This window comes from Pseudocolwellia sp. G5-9 (assembly GCF_055808995.1).
Genome location: NZ_CM147893.1, coordinates 2,412,863 through 2,436,013, shown reverse-complemented (window position 1 = coordinate 2,436,013; position 23,151 = coordinate 2,412,863). Strand labels below are relative to the sequence as shown.

The window sequence follows — 23,151 nt, the reverse complement described above, 5'->3', positions numbered from 1 at the left end:
GTTGAATTCTTTTAATTATTGAGAAAGTAAGGGCGTTTATAGCCAAATATACTTGAGTTAAACATGTCCGATATACTATCTGATGCTTGTTTATCGCCCACGCCATTATATACAAATTTAAACTTAAATCCGCTATCAAATGCATCACGGCTATCATTGTTGCTTACTAGGTTGTTCTGTTCTTCATCAATTGTTGTGTTGATGTTTCGATGAAAAGAGAATTGAATACCCCAGCAACAGCTTGTGTATTGCATACCTAAATAGCTTTCTAAACTGCGTTTGTTTTGAATGTCTTGAGTTACACGGCCTACTAATTGCCAGTTGGAACCTAAATTCACATTACTTAACAGCGACAATGTCTCAAGTCTATTACCTGAGACATTACGAGTATAGCGATGGTTCAATTGAATTGTTTGATTTTTACTAAATTGATAATCTATTTTACTTTGGCTCTTATTCGTTGTGCTGTTTTCTGTATTGTATTGAATATCACTGGTAAATTGCCAGACATCATTAATTCTTAAATAGACTTCTGTTGCTAAGGCTGATTCAGCAACAGCAATATTTTGAGATGAGCTAAGATCTTCATTATCACTTTTGCTATTTAAGTACATAATGCGGCCAAGACTCACTCTTAAGCGCTCTTGATTTTCGGGATCTAATATACGTGTTGTAACCCCCACAGAATATTGATTTGCTTGTGCAATTCTATCTAACCCACTAAACCTTTTATCTCTAAATAATCCGTTGAAATCATCTTGTAGTGTAGTTGTGTCGTATAAACCAATACTTGTTTGATCTTTATTGGGTATATACAAATATTGTAATTGTGGTGTTAGTGTTTGCGTGTAAGTTTTATCTTTAAAAGTAATTAATTTATCAAAGTTCATCCCGCCGTGTATTCTCACTTTAGGTAAAGTGCGATTGACTTTTTCTTTGAGTAAGCTGCCTACAGGGATATTATCTTGTCTGTAAGTGGTTTGTAATAATTTAAGTTCTGAATTGATAAACCAAGCAGGGCGAGATATAGGTAAAGTAAACCCTGCTTCAAAATGATAACGCTCAGCTGTTGGTAAATTTATTTCGTCAGTGGTGAATCGAGTCATTTCAGAATACATGTTAAACATTGCATTACCGAAAGGAAGGCGATGAGTTTTACTCAGCTCAATATGAGGTTCTGTTTGATAACTAGGTGTGTAATTACCTAAAATTTCAAAATCTTGTAGTTGAACTTTTGCACTCCAAGTATCGCCAAAATAAGAGAGTTCACCTATTTGATACAGGTAAGCATCGTTTGAGTTATATTGATCGCTATTTAAATCCACTAAATAGTTATCATCACTAATGGTTGTGTAGTCAACATAAGCGCGAAAACGGTCTGAAAAAGTACCCACATGCTGAATACGTGCTAAATAACGAGCATCGTCATTTTGAGTTAAATTATGATCTCTATTTAAATATTCAATATCAAGCTTGCCTGATTGCTGGCCGAATAAGTACCTGAATTCTGTATTTAACTGTGTACCGCGCTCAGACATAAAGCGAGGTGTTAATGTTGCATCCATATTTTCAGCTATATTGATGTAATAAGGGATCTCCATTTCAAAGCCAGACTTACTTGAAGATTTCATGCTTGGAAATAAAACACCTGAATGGCGTTCAGTGCCAATAGGCATAGTAAAGTAAGGGATATAAAATACAGGCACATCAAATACTTTAAATCGAGCATGGTATGCTTCTAATTGTTGTTCGGCGGCATTAATTCTTAATTCACTTGCTTGAATATTCCAATCAGGCGTTTCTCCAAAGCAGGTAGTAAAAGACGAGTCGATTAAGGAAAGTACGCCTAGCTGATTAACCGAAATAGATTTTGCTGAACCATGGCCCGCATTTGATATTAATTGATACGAGGTATCACTTAAGGTTGTACTACCTAAAGCTTTACTTGCATTAAGCTGAGACGCAAATACGTCAATACCATCATTTTGAAAGTGAATATTACCTTGTGCATTAACTAATAAATCTTGTCTATTTAATTCTAATTCATCAGCAATAATAGTTTCCGAAGGGGTAAATAAAGTAACACCACCGGTAAATTTAGCATATTGATTTTGTTCAATTTTGGCATGTTGAGATGTAATGGTTATTGATTTTACATCACTAGGTATTTCTTCTGTCGCTAATTTAGCGTAACTAGGAATAGGACATTGTTGATATGCAGTAAAGTTATCGTTTGCAGCTGCGTATTTTGCGCTGAATAAACTTAAAAAAAGCAATGTAATGGTTTTGGGAAAAGGCATTTATATTCCGGAAATTAGCTTTAATTATAATTTGCTTTTAATTTTATAAGGAGAAATTAAATTTTCGCGCATTTTAACGTTAAATATTGCAATAATATAGGGCTTTTATGTATTTCCCTAATTTAAATCATAGTAAAATAAAATATTCTTTGTCAGTTAATTAAAGCGAGTAGCAATATTGAACCCATCAAGATTAGTACAACTGAATATATGGCTATGTAACAATTTTGATATTAATTCAATAAAATTACATTCACTAACCGGCGATGCGGGTTTTAGAAAATATTATCGGTTTAATATTAACAATAAGTCTTATATTGCTGTTGATGCCATTCCTGCAATGTCGAATAATCTTGCGTTTGTTGAAATTCAAAAAGTATTACAACAAGTTATTAACGTTCCCGAGATTATATTTTCAGATTTAGAATTAGGTTTTTTGTGTTTAAGTGACTTTGGTGATGAGCTTTTTAGTGACTTATTAACGCTTGAGAATATGGAATATTCGTATCAAACCGCTATAAAGCTTTTACCAAAAATAGCGAATGCACAATTACCTCAAAATTACTCATTACCTCAATACGATGCCAACTTTGTTAATGTAGAGTGCCATATTTTTACAGAATGGTTATTAGGTGTACATTTAAACATTACACTTAATGAGGAAGAAAAAGCGCAGCTGCGATCTTGTTTTAAAGTCTTAGTAGATAACGCCCTTGAACAGCCTCAAGTGATAATGCATAGAGATTACCATAGTCGTAACTTGATGCTAATAAACTCTGAACAAGAGGCTGCAGATACCACCGAAAGTGAGATAGCGTTAGGTGTTATTGATTTTCAAGATGCTGTTTTTGGCCCTATTACTTACGATATCGTGTCGCTACTTAGAGATTGTTATGTAAGGTGGCCTGATGCAAAAGTAAAAGACCTCTTTTATTACTTCTGCCAATTAATAGATGTCGATAATAAATATCCTGATGTTACACAAGAGCAATGGCTTCGTTGGTTTGACTTAATGGGAATGCAACGCCATGTAAAAGCCAGTGGTATTTTTGCTCGTTTATATCATCGAGATCACAAAAACGGTTACTTAAAAGATATTCCGTTAACTTTATCTTATATTGTTGATATTAGTGCTAAGTATCCAGAGTTGAGTTTTATACATGATTTGGTATTACATAAAGTAATACCGCGGTTAGAAAATAAAGTAAAAAGTAAGGATAATCATTCATGAAAGCGATGATATTAGCCGCAGGACGTGGTGAGCGAATGCGTCCGTTAACAGATGATTGCCCTAAACCCTTATTGAAAGTAGCAGGCATGCCCTTAATTGAGCATCATATTGTTAAGCTTGCGCAAGCGGGTATTACCGATATTGTTATTAACCATGCTTGGTTAGGTGATAAAATTGAAGAGTACTTACAAGACGGTAGCAAATGGGGAGTTTCAATACATTATAGTCGAGAAACACAAGGGGCTTTAGAAACTGCAGGCGGTATTATTAAAGCCTTACCATTATTAGTAGAAAAAGATGAACCTAATGCTCCTTTTTTAGTCGTAAATGGAGATGTGTATACCGACTTTGATTTTACACATATTCCTTTATTACCATCAGACTGCTTAGCTAATATTTGGCTGGTCGCTAATCCAGAGCATAATATAAAAGGTGATTTTTTATTTGCGGAAGAGGCTTCTGAGCTAAACAAAAGTAATAAAGTACATAATCTTACAAGTGAAGCTAATCAGCACCAACAGCAGCAGTCTTTCACTTTTAGTGGTATTGCTTTATATCGACCTGAATTTTTTACCGCTTATACCAATGAAAATGTATTGCCATTAGGGCCATTATTGAGAGAAACCGCGGAAAACTTAGAGCTTTCTGGTACTATATTGAAAGGTCAATGGACTGATGTAGGCACACCAGAACGATTAAATGAACTTAACAATACGATATCTTGTTAAACATAAACACATAATTAGAGTAGTAAAAGTAACATGAAAGTTTGGGGAAAAATTTTAGGTGGTTTATTTGGCTTCATGCTGAGTAAAAATATTTTTGGTGCTTTGCTAGGCGTTTGGATCGGTCATAGCTTTGATAAAGGACGTGGGTTTAATTTTAATAACTTGGCAGGTCAAAGTTTTACAGATGCAGAGCGGCAACAAGCTTTTTTCTCTACAACTTTTTCTGTTATGGGATATGTTGCTAAAGCTAATGGTAGAGTTACTCCTCAAGAAATCGCCTTTGCTACTGCTTACATGGATAAATTGGGCTTAACGGGCGATATTAGGCAACAAGCTCAAGACGCCTTTAGAGACGGAAAAGTTGTCGGTTTTCCTTTAAAAGAACGATTGGATGACTTTACTCACAAATGCGGTAAGCGTCATGACTTACTGCTGATGTTTTTAGAAATTCAAATTCAAGTGGCTTTTGCTGATGGCACATTAGATCAGGAAGAGCGTGAAGCGCTGCACCAAATAGCTAAAATTTTAGGCTTTTCTACCCGAGATTTAGATCGCTTGCTGGAAATGATTATTGCGGGTGACCAATTTAATCAACAAGGCAATAGATCTCCACAATCATCAAAGGTACAACTTAGCAATGCCTATAAAGCACTGGGTTGTACGCCTGAAATGAGCGAACAAGAAATTAAAAAAGCTTACCGTAAACTCATGTCTCAACATCATCCTGATAAGCTGATGGCAAAAGGTTTACCTCCTGAAATGATGGAAATGGCTAAACAAAAAACACAAGATATTCAATCAGCATATGAAGCGGTGACTAAAGCAAGAGGTTAGGAGGAGAATATTTTTATTCTGAATAAATTACCAACCGATTGTTTTTAACCAGCCATTAACTTCAGTTAATAATGTTTGTTCTGGGTAATAGCCCGGAACCATATTGTGTAGATATTTTTGGCGATAATAAACTTTCAATTCCTTTGTAGCGTATTTCTTTCTTAACATGGCATTTTCTAGCACGCTATTACGGTCTTTTTTTAGTATCAAGTCTAAAACAGGCAACTCAGACATCGCTATGTTTTTCGCAAAAGTATCGTTTTCTAATTCAGAATACATGCCTGCACTTAATGTAATCAGTGCTGCGGGTAATAAATCTTGGTTGTTTTTATAAAGATCTATCAGTATCGCTGCTTGGCTTCCTTCTGTGATCACCAAAAAAATACCGGGGTAATTTTTAGCTTTTTCCATTACTGCGGTGACTAAGCTTTTTAATTCATTTTGATAGGGCATAAGCGCCGCTTTATTTTGTTCTATTCTTTCTTCTTTTGTTAATGCTACCGAAGGGTAGTTCATTGGCTTATTAGGTGATTGCACACTGATTGTAGACCAGCCTGCATCGGGAAGATTTTTTCGTAAAAAATTCATGGCTTTTGGATTTGCTACGCCTTGTTGCCAATCAGGTATTAAAATCGCCACGCCTTTATTGTTTTGTGTTGAACTGCTTTCTTCAATAATAATATATTCGCTATCGCCCGCTTTAATTGATTGAGTTTTACTACCGGATAAATAATGGGTGAGATCTTGTTTTTGTTGTTCGAATGAACTGACGGGTTTTACTATTTTTATATCACTACGTTGAATACTTTTTGAGGGCTGCTTTTTATCTTCATCAACCTTTTCTGGTTCAGCGGCTTCTTCTTCCTCGGCAAAATAAAAATACGCTTGTGCGTGGTTATACCCAAGTATATTAGGTATTAAATAGAAAAGGGCAGTAATAAATAAAATACGCAACAACATGAATTCCTAAAGTGAAGAGGTTTACTTATACCTACAAAATGAGCAGGTATAAGTATGTATCGACTTGCTTAGATGATTGTTTAATAAAAAATGAGATAAATAAACTTAGATGAATATAAAACTATAGCTTAAAGCATATACCCGTTACCGATCAAGATGCGTTTTTCAGAGCGCTTGAGCGATATCAATTCAAGGCAGTGCTTTGTAATAATGGTTGTTCCCTTATAAAAAGCATTAACGAAGAAGTGATTTTGCTCAAGCGCTTCTTCGATGGGTCTAAAAACAATTTATGCTTCGTTATTAACTTTAGTAAGGGAATAACCATGACGTAAACTTAATGCCTTGCATACATGGATGTATGTACTTAGATTTCGTCTGGAACATGAAATCTGTGCCTAAATTGTTTTTAGTTCCCACTGAAACCTGCATCTTGAATGATAACGGGTATATAAAGAGGGCTACTCAAACGGGCAATCAGCTAAAAAAGTCATTTCTTCATGCGTTACGGGATGAGAAATACTTAGCATTTGAGCGTGTAAATTTAGTCGGTTAGCCATCGCGAGAGCTTCAGTATGAGCATAAAGTCGGTCTCCTAAAATAGGGTGACCTATTGAAAGCATATGAACTCTTAATTGATGCGAGCGACCTGTAATAGGTGTTAGTTCAACTAAGGTTGAATTGTCGCCATAACTGAGCACTTTGTAATGAGTTAAAGAGGGTTTGCCTCTTTTGTGATCAATCATTTGCTTAGGGCGGTTAGGCCAATCGCAAATAAGCGGCTGGTCGACAGAGCCTTGGGCTTCTTTTACACGGCCAAATACTCTAGCGATATATTTTTTCTTGGTTTTACGTTTTTCAAATTGTTGGCTAATAGCGACATGGGTAGGTTTGTTTAGCGCCATGATGATGATGCCAGACGTTGCCATATCTAACCTATGCACAACAGTAGCGCTAGGTAATACCCGCGCTACTCTGTTTTCTAAACAGTCTTTGTGTTCAGGTAATCGCCCCGGAACGGTTAACAGTCCGCTACCTTTGTTTAAAACAATAAGGTCGTTATCCCTATAAACTATGTGTAAATAGGGATCGAGTGGCGGTTGATAGACAAAGTCAGGGTTAGCACTCATTAATGAGTTACAACAATCAGTCTTATCGCTTCAAACTTCAACTGTGCTTTGTTGATATAGCTTTCAAGCTCAGATTTTTGTAGCTGAATAAAATCTACTTCTTCTTGTCGAACACTCGGATTAATTTTCGCTAACGCGGCTAATCGAGCATGTTCTTTATCTAAATTGTTTCGCATGGTATCAAGCGCATTTTGTTGGATACTAGCAACACTGGTTTCGGCATGTGCTTCAGCTTTAGTCACCAGTGGTGTAATTTGCTGTTTTAACGCCTTAACTAACTGAAGGGCTACTTGTTTTTTGGTTGGGCTAAGTTGTTGATCAAGCACTTCTTCACCCACTTTATCAGCAAGGTTGTTACCATTTTTATCCACTAATACACGTATTGGTGTGGTAGGTAAGTAACGGCCTAATTGTAAGTTGCTTGGCGCTGTTGCTTCAACGGTAAATAAACATTCAACAAAGAAAGTTCCTACAGGTAGCGCTGGATTTTTTAATAAACCAATACACGAATTACCAATTTCGTCAGAAAGCACTAAGTCCATAGCACCACGTACCATAGGATGATCCCAAGTCAGTAATTGATAGTTTTCAGAAACTAGTGCCGTGTCGCGGTTAAACGTAATCGTTGTTCCATCTTCAGGTAAACAAGGGAAGTTGCTGTTCAACATATGTTCAGACGGTTGCAATGCGATAGAGTTATCGGCTTTATCGTCTTGCTGAATACCAAACACATCAAGTACTTGAAACATAAATTGAGGTAATTCAATTTGTTCATCTAGTTTTTCTATTTTCTTCACTAATTCAAGGGCTTTACCTTGGCCTGAAGAATGAAGTTCAAGTAGTTTATCTCTACCGCTTTCTAATTCTTTTTTAATGATCAAATGTTTTTGTTGGCTTGCTTCAATAAGCTGAGCAGACTCGTCTGATTGCCATTGAGCAGATAAAGCTAAGTTTTGTAATTTAGCACCAAATTCTTTAAATATTGCATGGCCAGTAACACAAGTATGTTCAAAAGCATTAAGACCTTGGTGATACCAATTAAATAATAAACTTTGCGGTGAATCTTCAAAGTAAGGTACATGAATACGTATTGTTTGGTTTTGACCTATACGATCTAAACGTCCGATACGTTGTTCAAGTAAATCAGGGTTATTTGGTAAATCGAACAACACCATGTGATGAGCAAATTGGAAGTTACGACCTTCACTACCAATTTCAGAACATAATAATAACTGCGCACTGTCTTCGTCTTGTGCGAAGTAAGCCGCGGCTTTATCACGTTCAAAAATACTTAAACCTTCATGGAATACTGCAGCACGTATGCCTTCTTTAACACGAAGCGCGGTTTCTAAATCGATAGCCGTTTGCGCGTGTGCACAAATAACAAGTAGTTTTTCTTTACCTAAGCTGTCTAATAAATTGATTAAGTAATCAACTCTTGGATCAACGTCATACCAATTATCATGCTGCTCTAAACCAAATAATATTTCTGGAGTAAATACGAATTTACTTTGTGAAAGCTCACGTAAATTGTCAACACTATCACTTAATAACAAATCATTAATAATGGTTTGATATTGCTCTGGCATTGCTAAAGGCGTAGGTAATAATTGTCGTTCAGGAAAGCCCTTAATGGTATTACGCGAGTTTCTAAATAAAATACGACCTGTGCCGTGACGGTCTAATAATTGCGCAAGCACTTGCTGGCGGGCTTCGTCGGCTTCGCTGTCGTCTTCATTAATAATCGCTAATTGCGAGCTAATGTCTGACTCTTTTAATAAGTCAGTCAGTGTATCTAATTGTGTTTGAGTTAGTCGCTCACCTGCTACAAGTGTATTGGCGGCATCAGCTACTTGAGTGTAGTTTTCTTCTTCAGCAATAAATTTTTGATAATCAAAGAAACGATCAGGATCGAGTAAGCGTAAACGAGCAAAGTGACTTTCATGGCCTAATTGATCAGGTGTTGCCGTAAGTAATAATACACCAGGTATTACTTGTGCTAATTGCTCAATACATTGATATTCAATACTTGGAGCGTCTTGTGTCCAATTTAAATGATGAGCTTCATCAACTACCATTAAATCCCAGTCTTCGGCAATAAGTGCTTCATACCATTTTGGATTTTCAGTAATAAAGTTTAAGTTTACTAATACTAATTGTTCAGAGCTAAATGGGTTAGCGCCATCTTCTGAACTTGAGCTTTCTACACAGCGTTCATTATCAAAAATACTAAAAGGTAAGTTGAAGCGACGTAGCATTTCAACCAACCATTGATGCATGAGTGATTCAGGCACAATAATAAGAATGCGTTGTGCGCGGCCACTTACCAGCTGTTGATGAATGATCAAACCCGCTTCAATGGTTTTACCTAAACCAACTTCATCAGCTAATAAAACACGTGGAGCAAATCGACTTCCTACTTCTTCAGCTATATATAACTGATGAGGAATTAAACTCACTCGGCCACCACTTAGGCCCATAAGTTCTGATTGTTGCTGAGTATGCTGATGTTTTAGGCTGTCTTTACGAAGCTGGAACCAATCTAAACGATCTACTTGGCCATTTAATAAACGGTCATGAGGTTTATTGAATTTTAAAAAGTGATCGATCATCACTTCTTTTATCGAGGCTTTTTCACCTGTATCTTGTCGAGTACCGTGATAAGTAATTAAATGGTTAATATCTTCAAGCGATTCAACAACCAACGTCCAACCTTCATGGCTAGGAATAGTGTCGCCTTCATTAAATATAACGCGTGTAAGCGGAGCGTTCGCTATTGCGTATTGTCTTGACTCTCCAGTAGCGGTAAAAACAATACTTACAAATCTGTGTTCAACAGTAGTAACAGTACCAAGTCCTTGATTTGACTCACCATCACTTATCCAACGTTGACCAGGGTGAAACGACATAACAACTCCAACTTTTAAAATTTAGCTTTATAAGGTAATAGGGCTTGAAAAACGGGCGCTATAGTAACGTTTTTCGTAAAATGGGTCATTAAAAAAGTGCTAAAAAGAGAAAGAATTTAGTTAGTCATATAATTTTTATATAAAAACATGGCTGTTTACTTAAAATATTTTCGGTAAATTGTTTTTAAATGGGTATAACTCATACAGGTCAATGCTTTCTCTTTTTTGTAATAATAGTAAAGATAATAGAGTTTAGTTTAATAAATGAACTTTTATTGCTTTATATTTAACCGCACAAAGTCGAGTAATATTAATTATAAAATATTGATTTTAAGATCTTAATAAATCAACAATAAATCTCTCAATATGGTCTATATTTAGTTTATAAGAGTTAAAAAAATATGAAGCAGTATGCTCTACATGACTTCATATAATCGTAATAAAGCTTAGATACTCTTATGATTCGATGTAGTATTCATTAACGTAGAGGATCATTTTATCAAAAAATATCGATACATAGCTTGGCAAAGCATTTGAGTGAAATCGTATTTATGTTTTCCTCCTCAATTAAATTATACCTAGTGCCTAAACTAAGGATGCCTATATGAATGAACATAAAATTATTTATATCTTAGATACCAATATATTACTCCACGAACCTCTCGCTTTTTTATCTTTCAAAGAACACGACGTTATTGTCCCTATGACGGTATTAGAAGAACTTGATTCCATAAAAGATCGAAAGAGAGATGTGAGCAGAGATGCACGAGTTGCCATAAGAGCGCTAGAAGATTCCTTAGTTGATGCATCGCCTGAAGAAGTTCTTTCAGGTGTTAAGTTACCTGAAAATGATCCTGAACATCCTAGTGGTCATTTATCTATTTTTAATGATTACACCTTAAAACAAACCGCAGGTACGTTGTCGTTTAATGAAAATGATAATCGTATTATTAATGCCGCTTTACATATTCAGAAAGAAAATCCAAAGAAAAAAGTTGTACTGGTAACAAAAGACATCAACATGCGACTTAAAGCTAAAGGAGCCGGATTAGCGCACGTTGAAGATTATAGAACAGATCAACTTATTGACGATATTCAATTTTTATCAAAAGGTTACCATAAGTTTGAAGGTGATTTTTGGCAGCATATTGATGAATGCGATAGCGAAAGTGAGGGAAGAAATACCACTCATTACGTCAACAGAGATGTTTTACCTAATAGCTATATGAACGAATATATTTTAGATGATAGCCAACACTTTGCAGGTAAAATAACGGGTTGGGATGAAGGAAGACTCGCCATTGCTGATTTATCTTATGAACGTTTAATGGCTAAACAAGCGTGGGGAATTAATCCTAAAAACATCTATCAAGGTATGGCAATGGATGCTTTGCTAGATCCCACCATTGATTTAGTTATTTTAACAGGCGCAGCAGGGAGTGGTAAAACAGGTATTACTGCAAGCTTTTTTCCAATATTTGTGCAGACCTATCTACAGACCTTATTCTTACTGAAGAAATTGAGTATTTATAACAAGCTCAGATCTAATCTCTCTAACATGTCATTAAGTGTGACTTAAAGAACAGAACCATTAATCAATAAATATAAATAACGGATTTAACCTGCAAGAAGGCACAAACAAAAATAATAAACCTAAGGTAAATCTAAAATGCTAATTAATGAAAATCGTTCTCAAAGGAGAACTAAAATGAATAATCTAAGTGAACACAGAAACCCAAGAGTATTAGATACATCGGCACTAGTTCATGATCCAAAGTCATTGCTCGCTTACAGTGAAGATGTATACATCTGTCTAACAGTTTTAGAAGAGTTAGATAATTTAAAAGAAAGAACCAATAAATCGGTAAGTGCTGATGCTCGTGTATGTATTCGTATGCTTGAAGACATAATTAATGGGCACAGTGCAGAAGAAATGGAAGCAGGTATTCCACTGCCTTCTACTGAAACAGCTAAAAGAGGCAAGTTGTTCATTGGTATTGATACTCAATTGGACATGGCAAAAGAATTAAAGCACACGATAGGTAGCGATGCTGACAATAGAATAATTAACTATGCACTCCATCTTCAGAAAGAGTTAGATAAAGACGTTACCATCGTTAGCCGCGACATCAATATGCGATTAAAAGCTCGAACTGTTGGTGTTATGGCTGAAGATGTATCCGTTGATAATCAAATCGCAGATATAGATTTGCTTTATACAGGCGTACAAGCCTTTGAAGGTGATCTTTTTGATCGAATTGAATCAGATAAAGATTTCAAAGTCTCAGGAGAGGTTTATACATTCCCAATCAGCTTGTTCAACGATGAAGTTCAGCCAAACATGTATTGGTACGATGAAGCCGGACACATTGGCCGGATTTCAGAAGTGACTGATACTGAGGTATACACAAAGTTATTGCCTCGTAAGCAAGAAAAGGTATGGGGCATATTGCCAAAAAATCAGCGTCAAGCGGTAGCTTTAAGCCAATTAACAGACCCTTACTATGACTTAAATATTATCCTTGGCCCTGCTGGCTCCGGAAAAACTTTTTTGGCAGTTGCTTCGGCGCTGCATCAAGTATTGGAGTTGAAAAAGTACAAAAAAATCGTTGTGGTACGCTCTAGAGACTTCATGGACGACGATCCCGGATTTCTTCCGGGGGATTTAACTGAAAAATCGATGCCTCTTCTGGCAGGCATTACCGATGCATTAATTTCAATGCATTCAGATGATAATCATGAAACAAATATTCATGCAACAGTTGAGCATGTGATCGAAAAAGCCAATATAGAATTTACTAGTATGGCTTACTTTCGAGGCCGTTCAATAGACGATGCTGTTTTAATCATTGATGAAGCTCAAAATATGACACGCGCTCAAATTAAAGGGATGCTTAGTAGGGGAGGTAAAAATTGTCGTACAATTGTACTTGGTAACCTTGCCCAGATTGATGATAAGTTTGTAACACCTGCTTCGTCTGGTGCAAGTGCGGCTGTTAATGTGTATAGAAACTATGAGAAAGGGTCTGTTCTAATTTTTGATGAAGTAGAGCGTAGTAGCTTAGCTGAGTTCACTGAAAAGAACATGTAGACATCAAACTACAATTCACATTTACTTATAATATTGCGACAATAGCCACTGCTTATTGTAGTGGCTTTTCAGAGAAGCCAGTTTCCACACTTGCGGACGAAATGGATTTACTCTGGGTTTAAAAGATTAATCATACATTGAAGATGTAATGACTTAGGTGCTGTGGACCTTAGTTGTTATGTTTTGGTGTGCGTATGTCTTTTGAATCAGAAGCGCTTATAAGTAATATAAAGCGTCAGGCAAAGAGGTTGTCAAAAAAGTTATCAATTCCCCTTGGACAAGCCCAAGAAGGGGTTGCTATTTGTCTGTATGGCTGTGACAGTTACAGCGATTTACTAGTAAAAATAAAAGCTGAATCCTTTGACAACTCATTGATAGCACTATCTGCTCTATCACCAAACTCGGAAATATTTTTAGTAAAAATATTGGCTAGCCACCTAGATAGCATCATCGGAAATTTTGAAAAAAAATTTCCCGGCTCCAATATAGATGAGGAAATGGTTATATCCCTATTTGGGCTTAGCTTTGAGCAGTTCAAACTCAAAATATCTACCTAAGATTGTACAAATACGTAAGTTGTCATTTTGTTTTTTGGCGATATTATATGATGAAGGCTGAACGGACAGCCTACGCCTACGCATGTTTTTCCACTTGAAAAACGTGAACAGTGAAGCGGAGCATCCGTAAAAATTAGTGATTCAAATAGTCAAATAAACAATGTGTTTGTAGGCCATTGTTCTTTTGCAGTATTGTTTGGAGAACTAAATGATCTCGCTATATCAATTAAAAAATAAGTTAAATAAACAAGCTAAAGACTTCGCATTACTTTTTGAGTTACCAGATTTATATGCACAAGGACTTTGGAGTAGAGGTGTCTATAGCTGTGCTCACTTTACACAAGCGCATGAGCGTCTGCATGAAGCTTTTGATACCCACAATCTTAATTCAATTCTAGAACACGAATCATTTAAATACTTGATGATCAATGAATACGATGATTCGGAAATCATTGAATCACTTCATCAGGAAATCACCTCAATGGCATCTGAAATTGAAAGCTTGATGCTGGTAGATATCGAAACTTTAGAGTTAGTTTCAGTGATATACCAAGTATTAGGGTTACCTGAAGATTCCAAGTTTATTGTAAATACAGGAGCTGACTTCCGCTTAGAGTGGCGACCATACTTTGATGCCTTTGATGATCCGTTGATAGTTCAATATGCAGATTTAAAAGTTCATGGTTGTTATTTCAGGCTCATCGCTTCAAAGTTTCCGTTTGAAAAGCTTTCCTTGGATAACATTAAAAAATACATGTACATCAATCATGTAAACCATGATGGTGAATTCGAAGGCTGTATATCCGACGGAAATAGCTTTTCGAAACATGAACATTGGCTGATGTTGACACTCGAACTATTCAACAGCTGCAAAGTAAGCAAGACTCAGTTCAGTCCAACAACCTTCAAAATCGAGGGCATGCGTTATTTGGTTTATGGCTTCCCACTGGTTCCTTCCTATGTATCTGATTGGCACAAACCCGATTTATGTCTACAGGTCAAAAACGTAGATGGAGATCAAAAGTTTACTATTCGTATAGACCAGCAGAGCTTAATTTTCTATGCCCGTCGCGTTGATACCAATTTTTTTAACACCATAGATTATGAAAAATACATTTCGTTGTATCAATCTAGTGTTCTGTCACATTTTGATGCTGACAAGAATTTACTAGAAGTCGATGGGGTTAAATATCTAAGTTTTTTTCGCCCGTTTAGCATTGAGGATAACAAGGAAGCGAAAGCATGAGACCAAAAATCAAACTGACTAACGCCACACTTATCTCAATTCAATCTGATACAGAGGAAAAAGTTGAACAGGTGCTTTACGCCACATTTGCTGAAGATAGTGATTGCGGTAAAAAGGGAGAAGTTTTGTTCACAACAAAAGTTATCGAAATCAATGGCCTTGAGTTCCGAACTTTTGGTGCTGACTTTTATACCTTAGATGCTGAACCAAAAGAGTTTGATGTAAATGTATTTGAGTTCAATTTAATGCATGAGTGTATGTATTCTCCAAATGAGTTATTAGAGTTGCGAGATATGCTCCCTGCTAGCTATTAGTAGGGAGTAACACATGGATAAAACATTTTTAAAGGATGCCTACATAGTCTCAGTCTATGACTATAAAGAATTTGAAAAATCATTTATTGGCGAGTTTTTATCAGGGGTGGTTATTGACGATGAAACATTCAGATTTCGGCCATTTGAGCAAATAGTAACTTCAAAGATTATTAGCAAAACTGCTGTCGAGGATAAACTAGAAATAACCACACATAATGGGAGTTACTATGTGATTGATGTTGACCACAAGTTAATTGATATTTCGTTTGTTGAATTGGTTGTTATGAGAGCAGGAGCTTATTCGGCAGATCGAGTTTTAGAAATGAGAGAGCAACTTAAGTCTCAACATAAAAGTCATTAAATAACGAAAATAAGGAGTCTAGAATGACTTCAACAAATTCAATATTCGATCAGATTAGTAATTTTACGTAATAGCTAGCTTTTTAGTGATAGCAATAAAGCGAAGCTTCCAATTCATATTCCTTGATTCGGAAGCTTCACAATTGATGAAAATTGAATTAGCGGGATAACTCCTCAATTTTCTTTTTGGAGAACCAGCGATATAAAACAGGCAAAACAAACAATGTGAGTAATGTTGCTGTTATCAAACCACCAACTATAACACTTGCCAGTGGTCGTTGTATTTCAGCTCCTACACCATTTGACATTAACATCGGTATTAAACCTAATGCAGATGTTATTGCTGTCATAAGAACAGGTCTCAAACGAGAAGTTGCTCCTTCAAAAACAGCATCAGTGACTTCTAAGCCATCTCTAATTCGCTGGTTTATACTTTCAACCATAACCACACCATTTAACACTGCAACACCAAATAGTGTAATGAAGCCAACGGAGCTTGGCACGGACAAGTATTGCCCAGAGAAATATAAGGAGAAAACACCGCCGATAACAGCTAATGGGACATTAACTAAAATCAACATGGCTTGACCAACTGAGCCAAATGCGAAGTAAAGCAAAAGAGCAATTAGCGCCAAAGATAAAGGAACCACTATAGCTAACCGTTGTTGTGCTCGTTGTTGACTTTCAAATTGACCACCAATGGCAACAGAGTAGCCAGCAGGTAAATCGACTTTCTCGGCGATTACTTGTCTGATATCGGCAACAACACTGCCCATATCTCGATTCTGTACGTTGGCTTGGATAACAACACGTCGTTGCACATCATCTCTTCTCACTTGCGGAGGGCCTGACGCAAAAGAGATTGTTGCAACATCACCAAGACGAACCCAAGCCCCTGTTGGAGACTGAATGCGAATATCAGAAATAGCTTCTTTATTACTACGATATTCTTTTTCTAAACGCACATATATATCATAACGCTCATTCCCGTTGATGATTTGTCCTGCTTCAACTCCACCTATACCATCTCGTATCACTTCCATTATATCACCGACCGATAGGCCAAAACGTGAAAGCTCTTGTCTGTTTGGCTTTACAACTAATTGAGCTTCACCAGCTATTTGTTCAAGCGCAACATCTCTAGCGCCTTCAACTTCTTTAATTGCCGATTCTATTTCTTGCCCTTTAACTGCCAATTGATTGAGGTCTGGCCCAAACAGCTTTATCGCTAGTTGTGCTTTTACACCAGATAGTAACTCATCTACACGGGTGGCAATTGGTTGAGAAAAGTTCAGTAAAAGTCCCGGAAACTCTTCAAGCGATTGTTCCATTTTGTTTTGCAGTTCATAACGGTTTGAAGCACTGGTCCACTCGGATACAGGTTTAAGTCCGATATAAATCTCGATGTTATTAACTGGTTCAGGATCGCCGCCAATATCAGGTCGCCCGATACGGCTTAGCGCATAAGTAACTTCAGGAAATGCCATCAACTTTTCTTCTAATATAGGTGAAACCATCAATGCAGTATCTAAACTAGAAGAAGGAGCAAGAGTTGCTCTTAAGTTAATTGTTCCTTCTTCTAGCTCTGGAACGAATTCAGTACCTATGTAAGGTATAATTGAAAAAGCCGAAACAACCATAATTAGCGAGGTAACAACAATTAACTTGGTACGTTTAAGTGCAAACTTAAGCCCCTTTTTATATAGCTTATCTAAAGGTTTAACGACAAAGCTTTCTCTTTCTTTTATGCCTTTTTTGAACATGAAAGTGGCGAGTGCTGGTACGATAAACAAGGCAACAACAATAGCTGAAATGATGGCTAAAATAATACTAATTGCCATTGGCTGGAATAATTTTGCTTCGACGCCTTCAAAGCTAAACAAAGGCAAGAACACGACTAAAATGACAGAAGCAGCAAAAAATACTGGGCGAGCCACTTCTTTGCCTGCTTGTTTTAGCCGCAACTCGATACCATGATCATCTTTTTCTATTGCAAAGGGATCAGTATCATCACTAGGAACACGTGCTTCTACACTTTGTTGGTGTGTTGAATCAGGGTGGTTTAAATGTTTAAACATATTTTCAACCATGACCACTGAGCCGTCCACAAGCATACCAATAGCTACGGCAATGCCACCTAGTGACATAAGATTGGCAGAAATTCCCCACCAAGCCATGATCATTAATGCAATACCTACCGATATTGGAATGGAAATAAGAACAAGAAACGTTGCTCTTAAATTCATTAAGAACAGGGCAAGCACGATACAAATAAAGATAAAGGCAAGTGCTAGTGCATTGACTACAGTACTGACAGCTTGTTCGATTAAATCAGCTTGATCATAGAAGGGTTCGAATCGAACACCTTTAGGTAATGCCTGATTGATTAGTGGAATTCGTGCATTAATACCATCAATGGTTGCTTTTGTATTGGAACCCATACGCTTGAGTACAATGCCTGATACAACTTCACCTAGGTTTTCAACTTTTCCTTCGGACGTTTTACGGGTCATAGTGACCGCACCTTGTCGAATTTCACTACCTAGTTCAACTTTGGCGACATCAGAAACCGTCACAACAGTACCATCTACGGTTTTTACAGGTACTTGCTTAATGTTGCTAATGCCTGCTTCACCACTTTCGAACCAACCCGTTCCTCGAATAACAAGCTGCTCTTGTCCTCGGTTCATATACCAACCGCCAACGTTGGCATTGTTACTATCAAGTGCATTAACGATATCTTCTTGCGACAATCCATATGCAAGGAGCTTAGAGGGAGCTATGTTCACTTGATATTGCCTAACATTACCTCCGAAAGATAAGACATCTGTGACACCATCAACTGGCATAATTAGCAATTTGATTATCCAATCATTGAGGCTTCTGAGTGCCATTGAGTCATATCCTGCGTCTTTATCTGACACGAGCAAGTATTGAAATACTTGACCTAACCCTGACGTATTTGGTCCCATTTCAGGCGTACCTACACCGTCAGGTATCAACTCTTTTGCAGCTTGAAGCCGTTCAAAGACGAGCTGCCGTGCAAAATAGATATCAGTCCCTTCTTTAAAAACGACAGTAACGCCAGACAGCCCCGTTTTGGAAATTGAACGTACTTGTTCAACATCAGGTAACGCATACATGACCGCTTCAATCGGATAAGTGATGAGTTGTTCTACTTCTTCTGCGGCAAGCCCCGGCGCTTCTGTATTAACCGCGACTTGAACATTAGTCACATCAGGGAAAGCATCCAAGTTCAGTTTTGGGATCACCATTATTGCGCCAACAATAGTGGCAAATAAGGCAATCAAAATAAGGAGTCGGTTGTTTACAGACCAATCTATAATTTTATTAAACATAGCGGCTCTCCTTAATGGTTATGCGGATCAAATCCGCCTTTAGCTATTTCAGAAGCAACAAAAAACGCTCCTTGAGTGACCACACGAGTACCACTTTCTAAACCAAATATTTCTCTGAAATTACCTAGAGAACGACCTAACTCAACCTCTGTCGCTTTGAATTCACCGGGATGATCCTCAACAAATACGGTCCAATCTCCGTCCGCACTTCTAATTAGCGCTTCTTCTGGAACGGCCATAACTTTTTGTTCAGTGGCAAATTGAAAATATACTTTAACAAACATGCCTGAATGGAGATTGTCATCTGCATTATTAACACTTAGGCGAATGATTCGAGTTCTAGTGATGGGATCAATCGTGTGGGCTTCCTGAATAACTTTTGCCTTATAATCCTCTCCTTCTAATTTAACTATTGCCGGAGAGTTGATTGATAGATTGAGCTTTTTGTTGGGTGATACTTTAGCTTCCACCCACAGCTTATTTTCATCTGCCAAAAGCATGATAGTATCACCCGCATCGACTCGTTGGCCTTGGGTGAAGTCATCTTGTAAAACTACTCCTTCTCGCTGAGCTACTAGCGAATATTGGCCAAACGAAGTTATGTCTTTATTTGATATGTCTTTTATCGCTTTTTCAGTTAACCCTAGTGCGATAAGTTTTCCGTATGTGGCGTTAAATGTGGTTTGAGCCTGAAGTAAACGACTTTCACTTACTGTTTTGTTGCCTAATTTCTTTACTCGCTGCCATTCAGTTGACGCAATCAAGTAGTCAGCTTGAGCTTGAGCCATTGCTTCACTAAATAGGGTGACCAGCTTTTGTCCTTTTTCTACGTGTTCACCGAGTGCAGTATGTCTGCTTATTATCACTGACTCGGTACGGGGAGAAACGACATAGCTGCTATAACCATCTACTTTGACCTCTCCGGGCGCATAGATTGTACTGAATTGATAATCAGGTCTTATGCTTTGAACTTTAATATTGGCTAGTGACATTTTTTGAGGGCTTAGAGTAATACCTTCTTCATGTTCCTCTTCAGTTTCTTTATTTTTGCTCTCTTGGTCGTGACCATGTTCGTCATGTTCTGTGTCTTTTTCAGAATGGTTGCCTTCATTTTCCTGATGGCCTTCTTCTACATGATTTTCTTCACTTTCCGAGTGTTTATGTTCTTTGGGTTTTGCTGTTACAGGGTCAATTGTATTTACTTGTAGAGCATACACTTCACCGCTTAATGTCCCACCTAAAAAAAGTCCACTAATTAGTATTGCTAATATTTTTTTGCTAAATAATGTATTCATTTTTTTACCTATATTCTTTTAAAGTTTAAGATTTCTAATTGCCGTTTTAACTAATTAAATCTTGAACTTAGATAATTGACCCATGCTCCAAATGAAGGCTATTTCAGAGAGTCTAAATTGTTTTTCTAGTTGAATGCCTGAGTGCAATCCATTAGCTCTTTGGCTCAACGCTATTAGATAGTCTGAAGTATTGATGTCTCCAGCCTCCCAACGAGCGTTTAGCAACCTCGCGCTATTATCAATTCGGTTTTGCATAAGGTTTTGCCATCGCTGATAGTATTTTTTACTGATCATGAGGGATTCATAGTTGGCCTGAGCTTCAAAAGAGCGTTTTCGATAAATGGATTGGAAATAAGCTTCCGCAGCAACGGCTTCTGAATATGCCGCTTTAGTAGCATCGGAATAGTTATTTCTGATATTCAAAGGCATAGAGAATGTTAAGCCAACGATATTATCGTCACTATTTTTTCCTGCGCTAACCCCTATGGTGGGATTAGCTTTATTCTCTATGGTTGTTAGTTGTGCTTTAGCTTGTTGCTCTTTCCATTTTGCTTTAGCCAATTGTACTTGGGGGTGTTGTTCAATCCATTCAGCTTTGTATGAATAGTTTTCAACATCGAAATCAATAGAGATTTTACTGGCTAACTCTGGTGTCCAATCAGGCAGCAGCTCTTTAACTTTAACCTCAGCATTTTTTAGCTCTATTTGATATTCAGCTATTTCACTAAAAACTTGAGACAAGTTTAAGTAAACCAGCTCAGCATCTAGAGGCTCAAGTATTCCCGCCTTTTGTTTGTCTTCCACAATACTAAGTAAGGTTTGCAGTTGACTTTCTCTCTCCGTAGATAGCTGTGCAGTATCTTTCGCTGATTGCCAATTTGTCAAAGCAATTAACGCATCGGCCTTTTTTGAATCGATTAAATTCAATAAGTGCTGCTGGCTGGCATAAAGAGTTATCTCGCCAATTGACGTATTGGCAGAGCGTTTATCCCAAAAATCAATGGTCTGACTCAAACCGATTGAATAGTTATTAAAATCACCTTCTTTCTCAAAACTTGCGTCAAGCTCAGGGTTATATATTGCCTGAGTTAAGCTTTTTGCATGATGATTGCTTGCGATTAACAACTCTCTTGCTTCAATTATTTCGGGATCTTTATTTATTTGTGTGTCTAACCACGACTCACTTTTTTGCTTGCTGTAAGCGGCATATGAAATACTTACAAGCAGGCAGAATGACAGGCAAGTGCCTGTATTTTTTATATATTTATACATAAGACTTCTTAAATTTTAAGTATTAATCATCTCTCATTTACCGATTTTTAATCGATAAATGGACGGATATAAATTTAGAAATTTAAGAAATAGGAGGGCGTAATATAGCGTCTAAAAATTCTTTTGTTTGATCGAATTGATAAGGTATTAGGTTGTTGTTATATAACTTTGTTGCACTATTTGAATTGCTAATTAATATCCAAGATAAGTGGCTGCCGCTACAATGACCACAATGATGACAATCTTTGATGTCGTGGCCTGCTTTTTCATCTGAATTGTCGTCAAAAATTTTAAAATCACTTTGGTGATCATGTTGGGTTTGTATGTGTTCAATATCTATTTGGTGGCTTTGTGAAGTTGCAGACGCGACAGCAGTTATCGATTGCAACACAATCGAAACTATTAACAGTAATTTAAGCGCAACAGCCAAGTTCAAAGTGACTACCTAATGGGAATATAACATATAAACGTTAGCATATAGTTTTCTGTGGAGCTAGTGATTTCAGTCAAGTTCAAACAATTACTTTTTATAAATCTATTGTTAGATAAAGATTCTTGACTCTATAGTTGGTATAGAGTTTACACTAGTGCAAAATATTTAATGGAAAGATTTTATGTCAGAAAAATGCTCTGGGCAATGTCAGTCCTCTCCAGCTAGCAATGACCTGAATAATAACCACATCGATTCAGATGATTTTGGCGGAAAGTTTGTCAGTACTTTTAAGGTTTCCCAAATGGATTGTCCTTCTGAGGAGCGTTTAATTCGACTGGCTATAGAAGGAATTAGCACAACTATTGGGTTGCAGTTTGATATCCCCAGTCGGTTAGTTAAAGTTTTCCATGATGACAATTTGGATGAGATTACTAACAAACTGCAATCTCTCAATTTAGGTGCTTCACTAGAATCAACAAGTGAAAGTTGCAGTAAAGAAGCTGCAAGAGCGAGAAAGTTAGATCAATCAAACAAAGCAAGTGAAATGTCAGCACTTAGATGGCTGTTATTGATTAACGGAGTTATGTTTTTTGTTGAAGTGGTCGCCGGAGTTATTGCTCAATCTGCCGGACTCATTGCGGATTCTTTGGATATGTTTGCGGATGCTGCTGTGTATGGACTAGCTATATATGCTGTTGGTAAGACAGTTAGCCTGAAATTAAGGGCAGCACATATATCTGGATTATTGCAGGTTATTTTAGCGCTTGGAGCTTTAAGTGAGGTAATTCGACGTTTTATTTATGGGAGTGAACCGATTTCATCGTTGATGATGATATTTGGTGGGGTTGCACTAATTGCTAACGTAGCTTGTTTGTTTTTAATTTATAGAAATAAAGAAGATGGTGCTCATATGAAAGCGAGTTGGATATTTTCAGCCAACGACGTTATTGCAAATGTTGGTGTTATCTTAGCTGGCCTTCTCGTGACGCTGACAGATAGCCGTTATCCAGACTTAGTTATCGGGTTAATAATTTCCCTTGTTGTATTGAACGGCGCACGCCGAATTCTACAGTTAAAGTACTAATAGCCATTATTCATGACTGTTTGAAAGCAACGTATTCAGTATCAAGACAGG

The 23,151-nt window shown here is 37.1% G+C and carries 17 protein-coding genes and 1 pseudogene; 10 read left to right on the top strand and 8 right to left on the bottom strand.

Going from position 1 to position 23,151, the window contains the following annotated elements:
- Positions 1-11: 11 nt before the first annotated feature.
- Positions 12-2,300, bottom strand: a complete 2,289-nt coding sequence (lptD, locus tag AC0L5Q_RS10425; RefSeq protein WP_473607414.1) for an LPS assembly protein LptD — start codon at positions 2,298-2,300, stop codon at positions 12-14.
- 178 nt (positions 2,301-2,478) lie between these two features.
- Here lptD and AC0L5Q_RS10420 point away from each other — a divergent pair, with 178 nt between their 5' ends.
- Genes AC0L5Q_RS10420 through djlA form a run of 3 tightly spaced genes read left to right on the top strand, consistent with a single transcriptional unit; the run spans position 2,479 to position 5,093 of the window.
- Positions 2,479-3,531, top strand: coding sequence for an aminoglycoside phosphotransferase family protein (locus tag AC0L5Q_RS10420; RefSeq protein WP_473607409.1), 1,053 nt, complete (start codon positions 2,479-2,481; stop codon positions 3,529-3,531).
- A complete protein-coding gene (gene murU, locus AC0L5Q_RS10415) occupies positions 3,528-4,259 on the top strand; it encodes an N-acetylmuramate alpha-1-phosphate uridylyltransferase MurU (protein ID WP_473607405.1) in 732 nt (243 codons plus the stop codon). The genes AC0L5Q_RS10420 and murU overlap by 4 nt, the downstream gene beginning before the upstream one ends.
- A 33-nt stretch (positions 4,260-4,292) precedes the next feature.
- Positions 4,293-5,093, top strand: a complete 801-nt coding sequence (djlA, locus tag AC0L5Q_RS10410; RefSeq protein ID WP_473607402.1) for a co-chaperone DjlA — start codon at positions 4,293-4,295, stop codon at positions 5,091-5,093.
- A 27-nt stretch (positions 5,094-5,120) separates the two neighbouring features.
- On the opposite strand, the gene AC0L5Q_RS10405 is transcribed toward djlA, so the two are convergent.
- The 3 genes from AC0L5Q_RS10405 to rapA form a co-directional block, all read right to left on the bottom strand.
- Complete coding sequence (locus AC0L5Q_RS10405) at positions 5,121-6,053, bottom strand: DUF3530 family protein (RefSeq protein ID WP_473607398.1); 933 nt, start codon at positions 6,051-6,053, stop codon at positions 5,121-5,123.
- A gap of 458 nt (positions 6,054-6,511) precedes the next feature.
- The gene (gene rluA / locus AC0L5Q_RS10400; RefSeq protein ID WP_473607394.1) at positions 6,512-7,180 is read right to left on the bottom strand and encodes a bifunctional tRNA pseudouridine(32) synthase/23S rRNA pseudouridine(746) synthase RluA; all 669 of its coding nucleotides are present in this window, start codon (positions 7,178-7,180) and stop codon (positions 6,512-6,514) included.
- Positions 7,180-10,089 (bottom strand): RNA polymerase-associated protein RapA, encoded by a 2,910-nt coding sequence (gene rapA / locus AC0L5Q_RS10395; RefSeq protein WP_473607390.1) that lies wholly within the window; start codon positions 10,087-10,089, stop codon positions 7,180-7,182. The genes rluA and rapA overlap by 1 nt, the downstream gene beginning before the upstream one ends.
- Positions 10,090-10,693: 604 nt before the next feature.
- On the opposite strand from rapA, the pseudogene AC0L5Q_RS10390 reads away from it, so the two are divergent.
- From AC0L5Q_RS10390 to AC0L5Q_RS10365, 6 genes and pseudogenes are all read left to right on the top strand, one after another.
- Positions 10,694-11,539 (top strand): annotated as a pseudogene (locus AC0L5Q_RS10390) (PIN domain-containing protein); the annotation flags it as partial.
- 258 nt (positions 11,540-11,797) lie between these two features.
- Entirely contained in the window at positions 11,798-13,180 is a 1,383-nt protein-coding gene (locus AC0L5Q_RS10385) for a PhoH family protein (RefSeq protein WP_193332371.1), read from the top strand.
- A gap of 194 nt (positions 13,181-13,374) precedes the next feature.
- Entirely contained in the window at positions 13,375-13,737 is a 363-nt protein-coding gene (locus tag AC0L5Q_RS10380) for a hypothetical protein (protein WP_193332372.1), read from the top strand.
- 208 nt (positions 13,738-13,945) lie between these two features.
- Positions 13,946-14,983 (top strand): hypothetical protein, encoded by a 1,038-nt coding sequence (locus AC0L5Q_RS10375; RefSeq protein WP_473607381.1) that lies wholly within the window; start codon positions 13,946-13,948, stop codon positions 14,981-14,983.
- Complete coding sequence (locus AC0L5Q_RS10370) at positions 14,980-15,297, top strand: hypothetical protein (RefSeq protein ID WP_064435648.1); 318 nt, start codon at positions 14,980-14,982, stop codon at positions 15,295-15,297. Before AC0L5Q_RS10375 ends, AC0L5Q_RS10370 begins: the two co-directional genes overlap by 4 nt.
- Positions 15,298-15,310: 13 nt before the next feature.
- On the top strand, positions 15,311-15,658 hold the full coding sequence (locus AC0L5Q_RS10365; protein ID WP_064435649.1) for a hypothetical protein: 348 nt from the start codon (positions 15,311-15,313) through the stop codon (positions 15,656-15,658).
- Positions 15,659-15,815: 157 nt separating this feature from the next.
- On the opposite strand, the gene AC0L5Q_RS10360 is transcribed toward AC0L5Q_RS10365, so the two are convergent.
- From AC0L5Q_RS10360 to AC0L5Q_RS10345, 4 genes are all read right to left on the bottom strand, one after another.
- Entirely contained in the window at positions 15,816-19,016 is a 3,201-nt protein-coding gene (locus tag AC0L5Q_RS10360; protein WP_473607372.1) for an efflux RND transporter permease subunit, read from the bottom strand.
- 11 nt (positions 19,017-19,027) lie between these two features.
- A complete protein-coding gene (locus AC0L5Q_RS10355) occupies positions 19,028-20,311 on the bottom strand; it encodes an efflux RND transporter periplasmic adaptor subunit (protein WP_184424877.1) in 1,284 nt (427 codons plus the stop codon).
- Positions 20,312-20,365: 54 nt separating this feature from the next.
- On the bottom strand, positions 20,366-21,583 hold the full coding sequence (locus AC0L5Q_RS10350) for a TolC family protein (RefSeq protein WP_473607364.1): 1,218 nt from the start codon (positions 21,581-21,583) through the stop codon (positions 20,366-20,368).
- 82 nt (positions 21,584-21,665) lie between these two features.
- Positions 21,666-22,019 (bottom strand): hypothetical protein, encoded by a 354-nt coding sequence (locus AC0L5Q_RS10345; protein ID WP_193332377.1) that lies wholly within the window; start codon positions 22,017-22,019, stop codon positions 21,666-21,668.
- Positions 22,020-22,197: 178 nt separating this feature from the next.
- On the opposite strand from AC0L5Q_RS10345, the gene AC0L5Q_RS10340 reads away from it, so the two are divergent.
- On the top strand, positions 22,198-23,100 hold the full coding sequence (locus AC0L5Q_RS10340; RefSeq protein WP_138482548.1) for a cation efflux transmembrane domain-containing protein: 903 nt from the start codon (positions 22,198-22,200) through the stop codon (positions 23,098-23,100).
- Positions 23,101-23,151 lie beyond the last annotated feature (51 nt).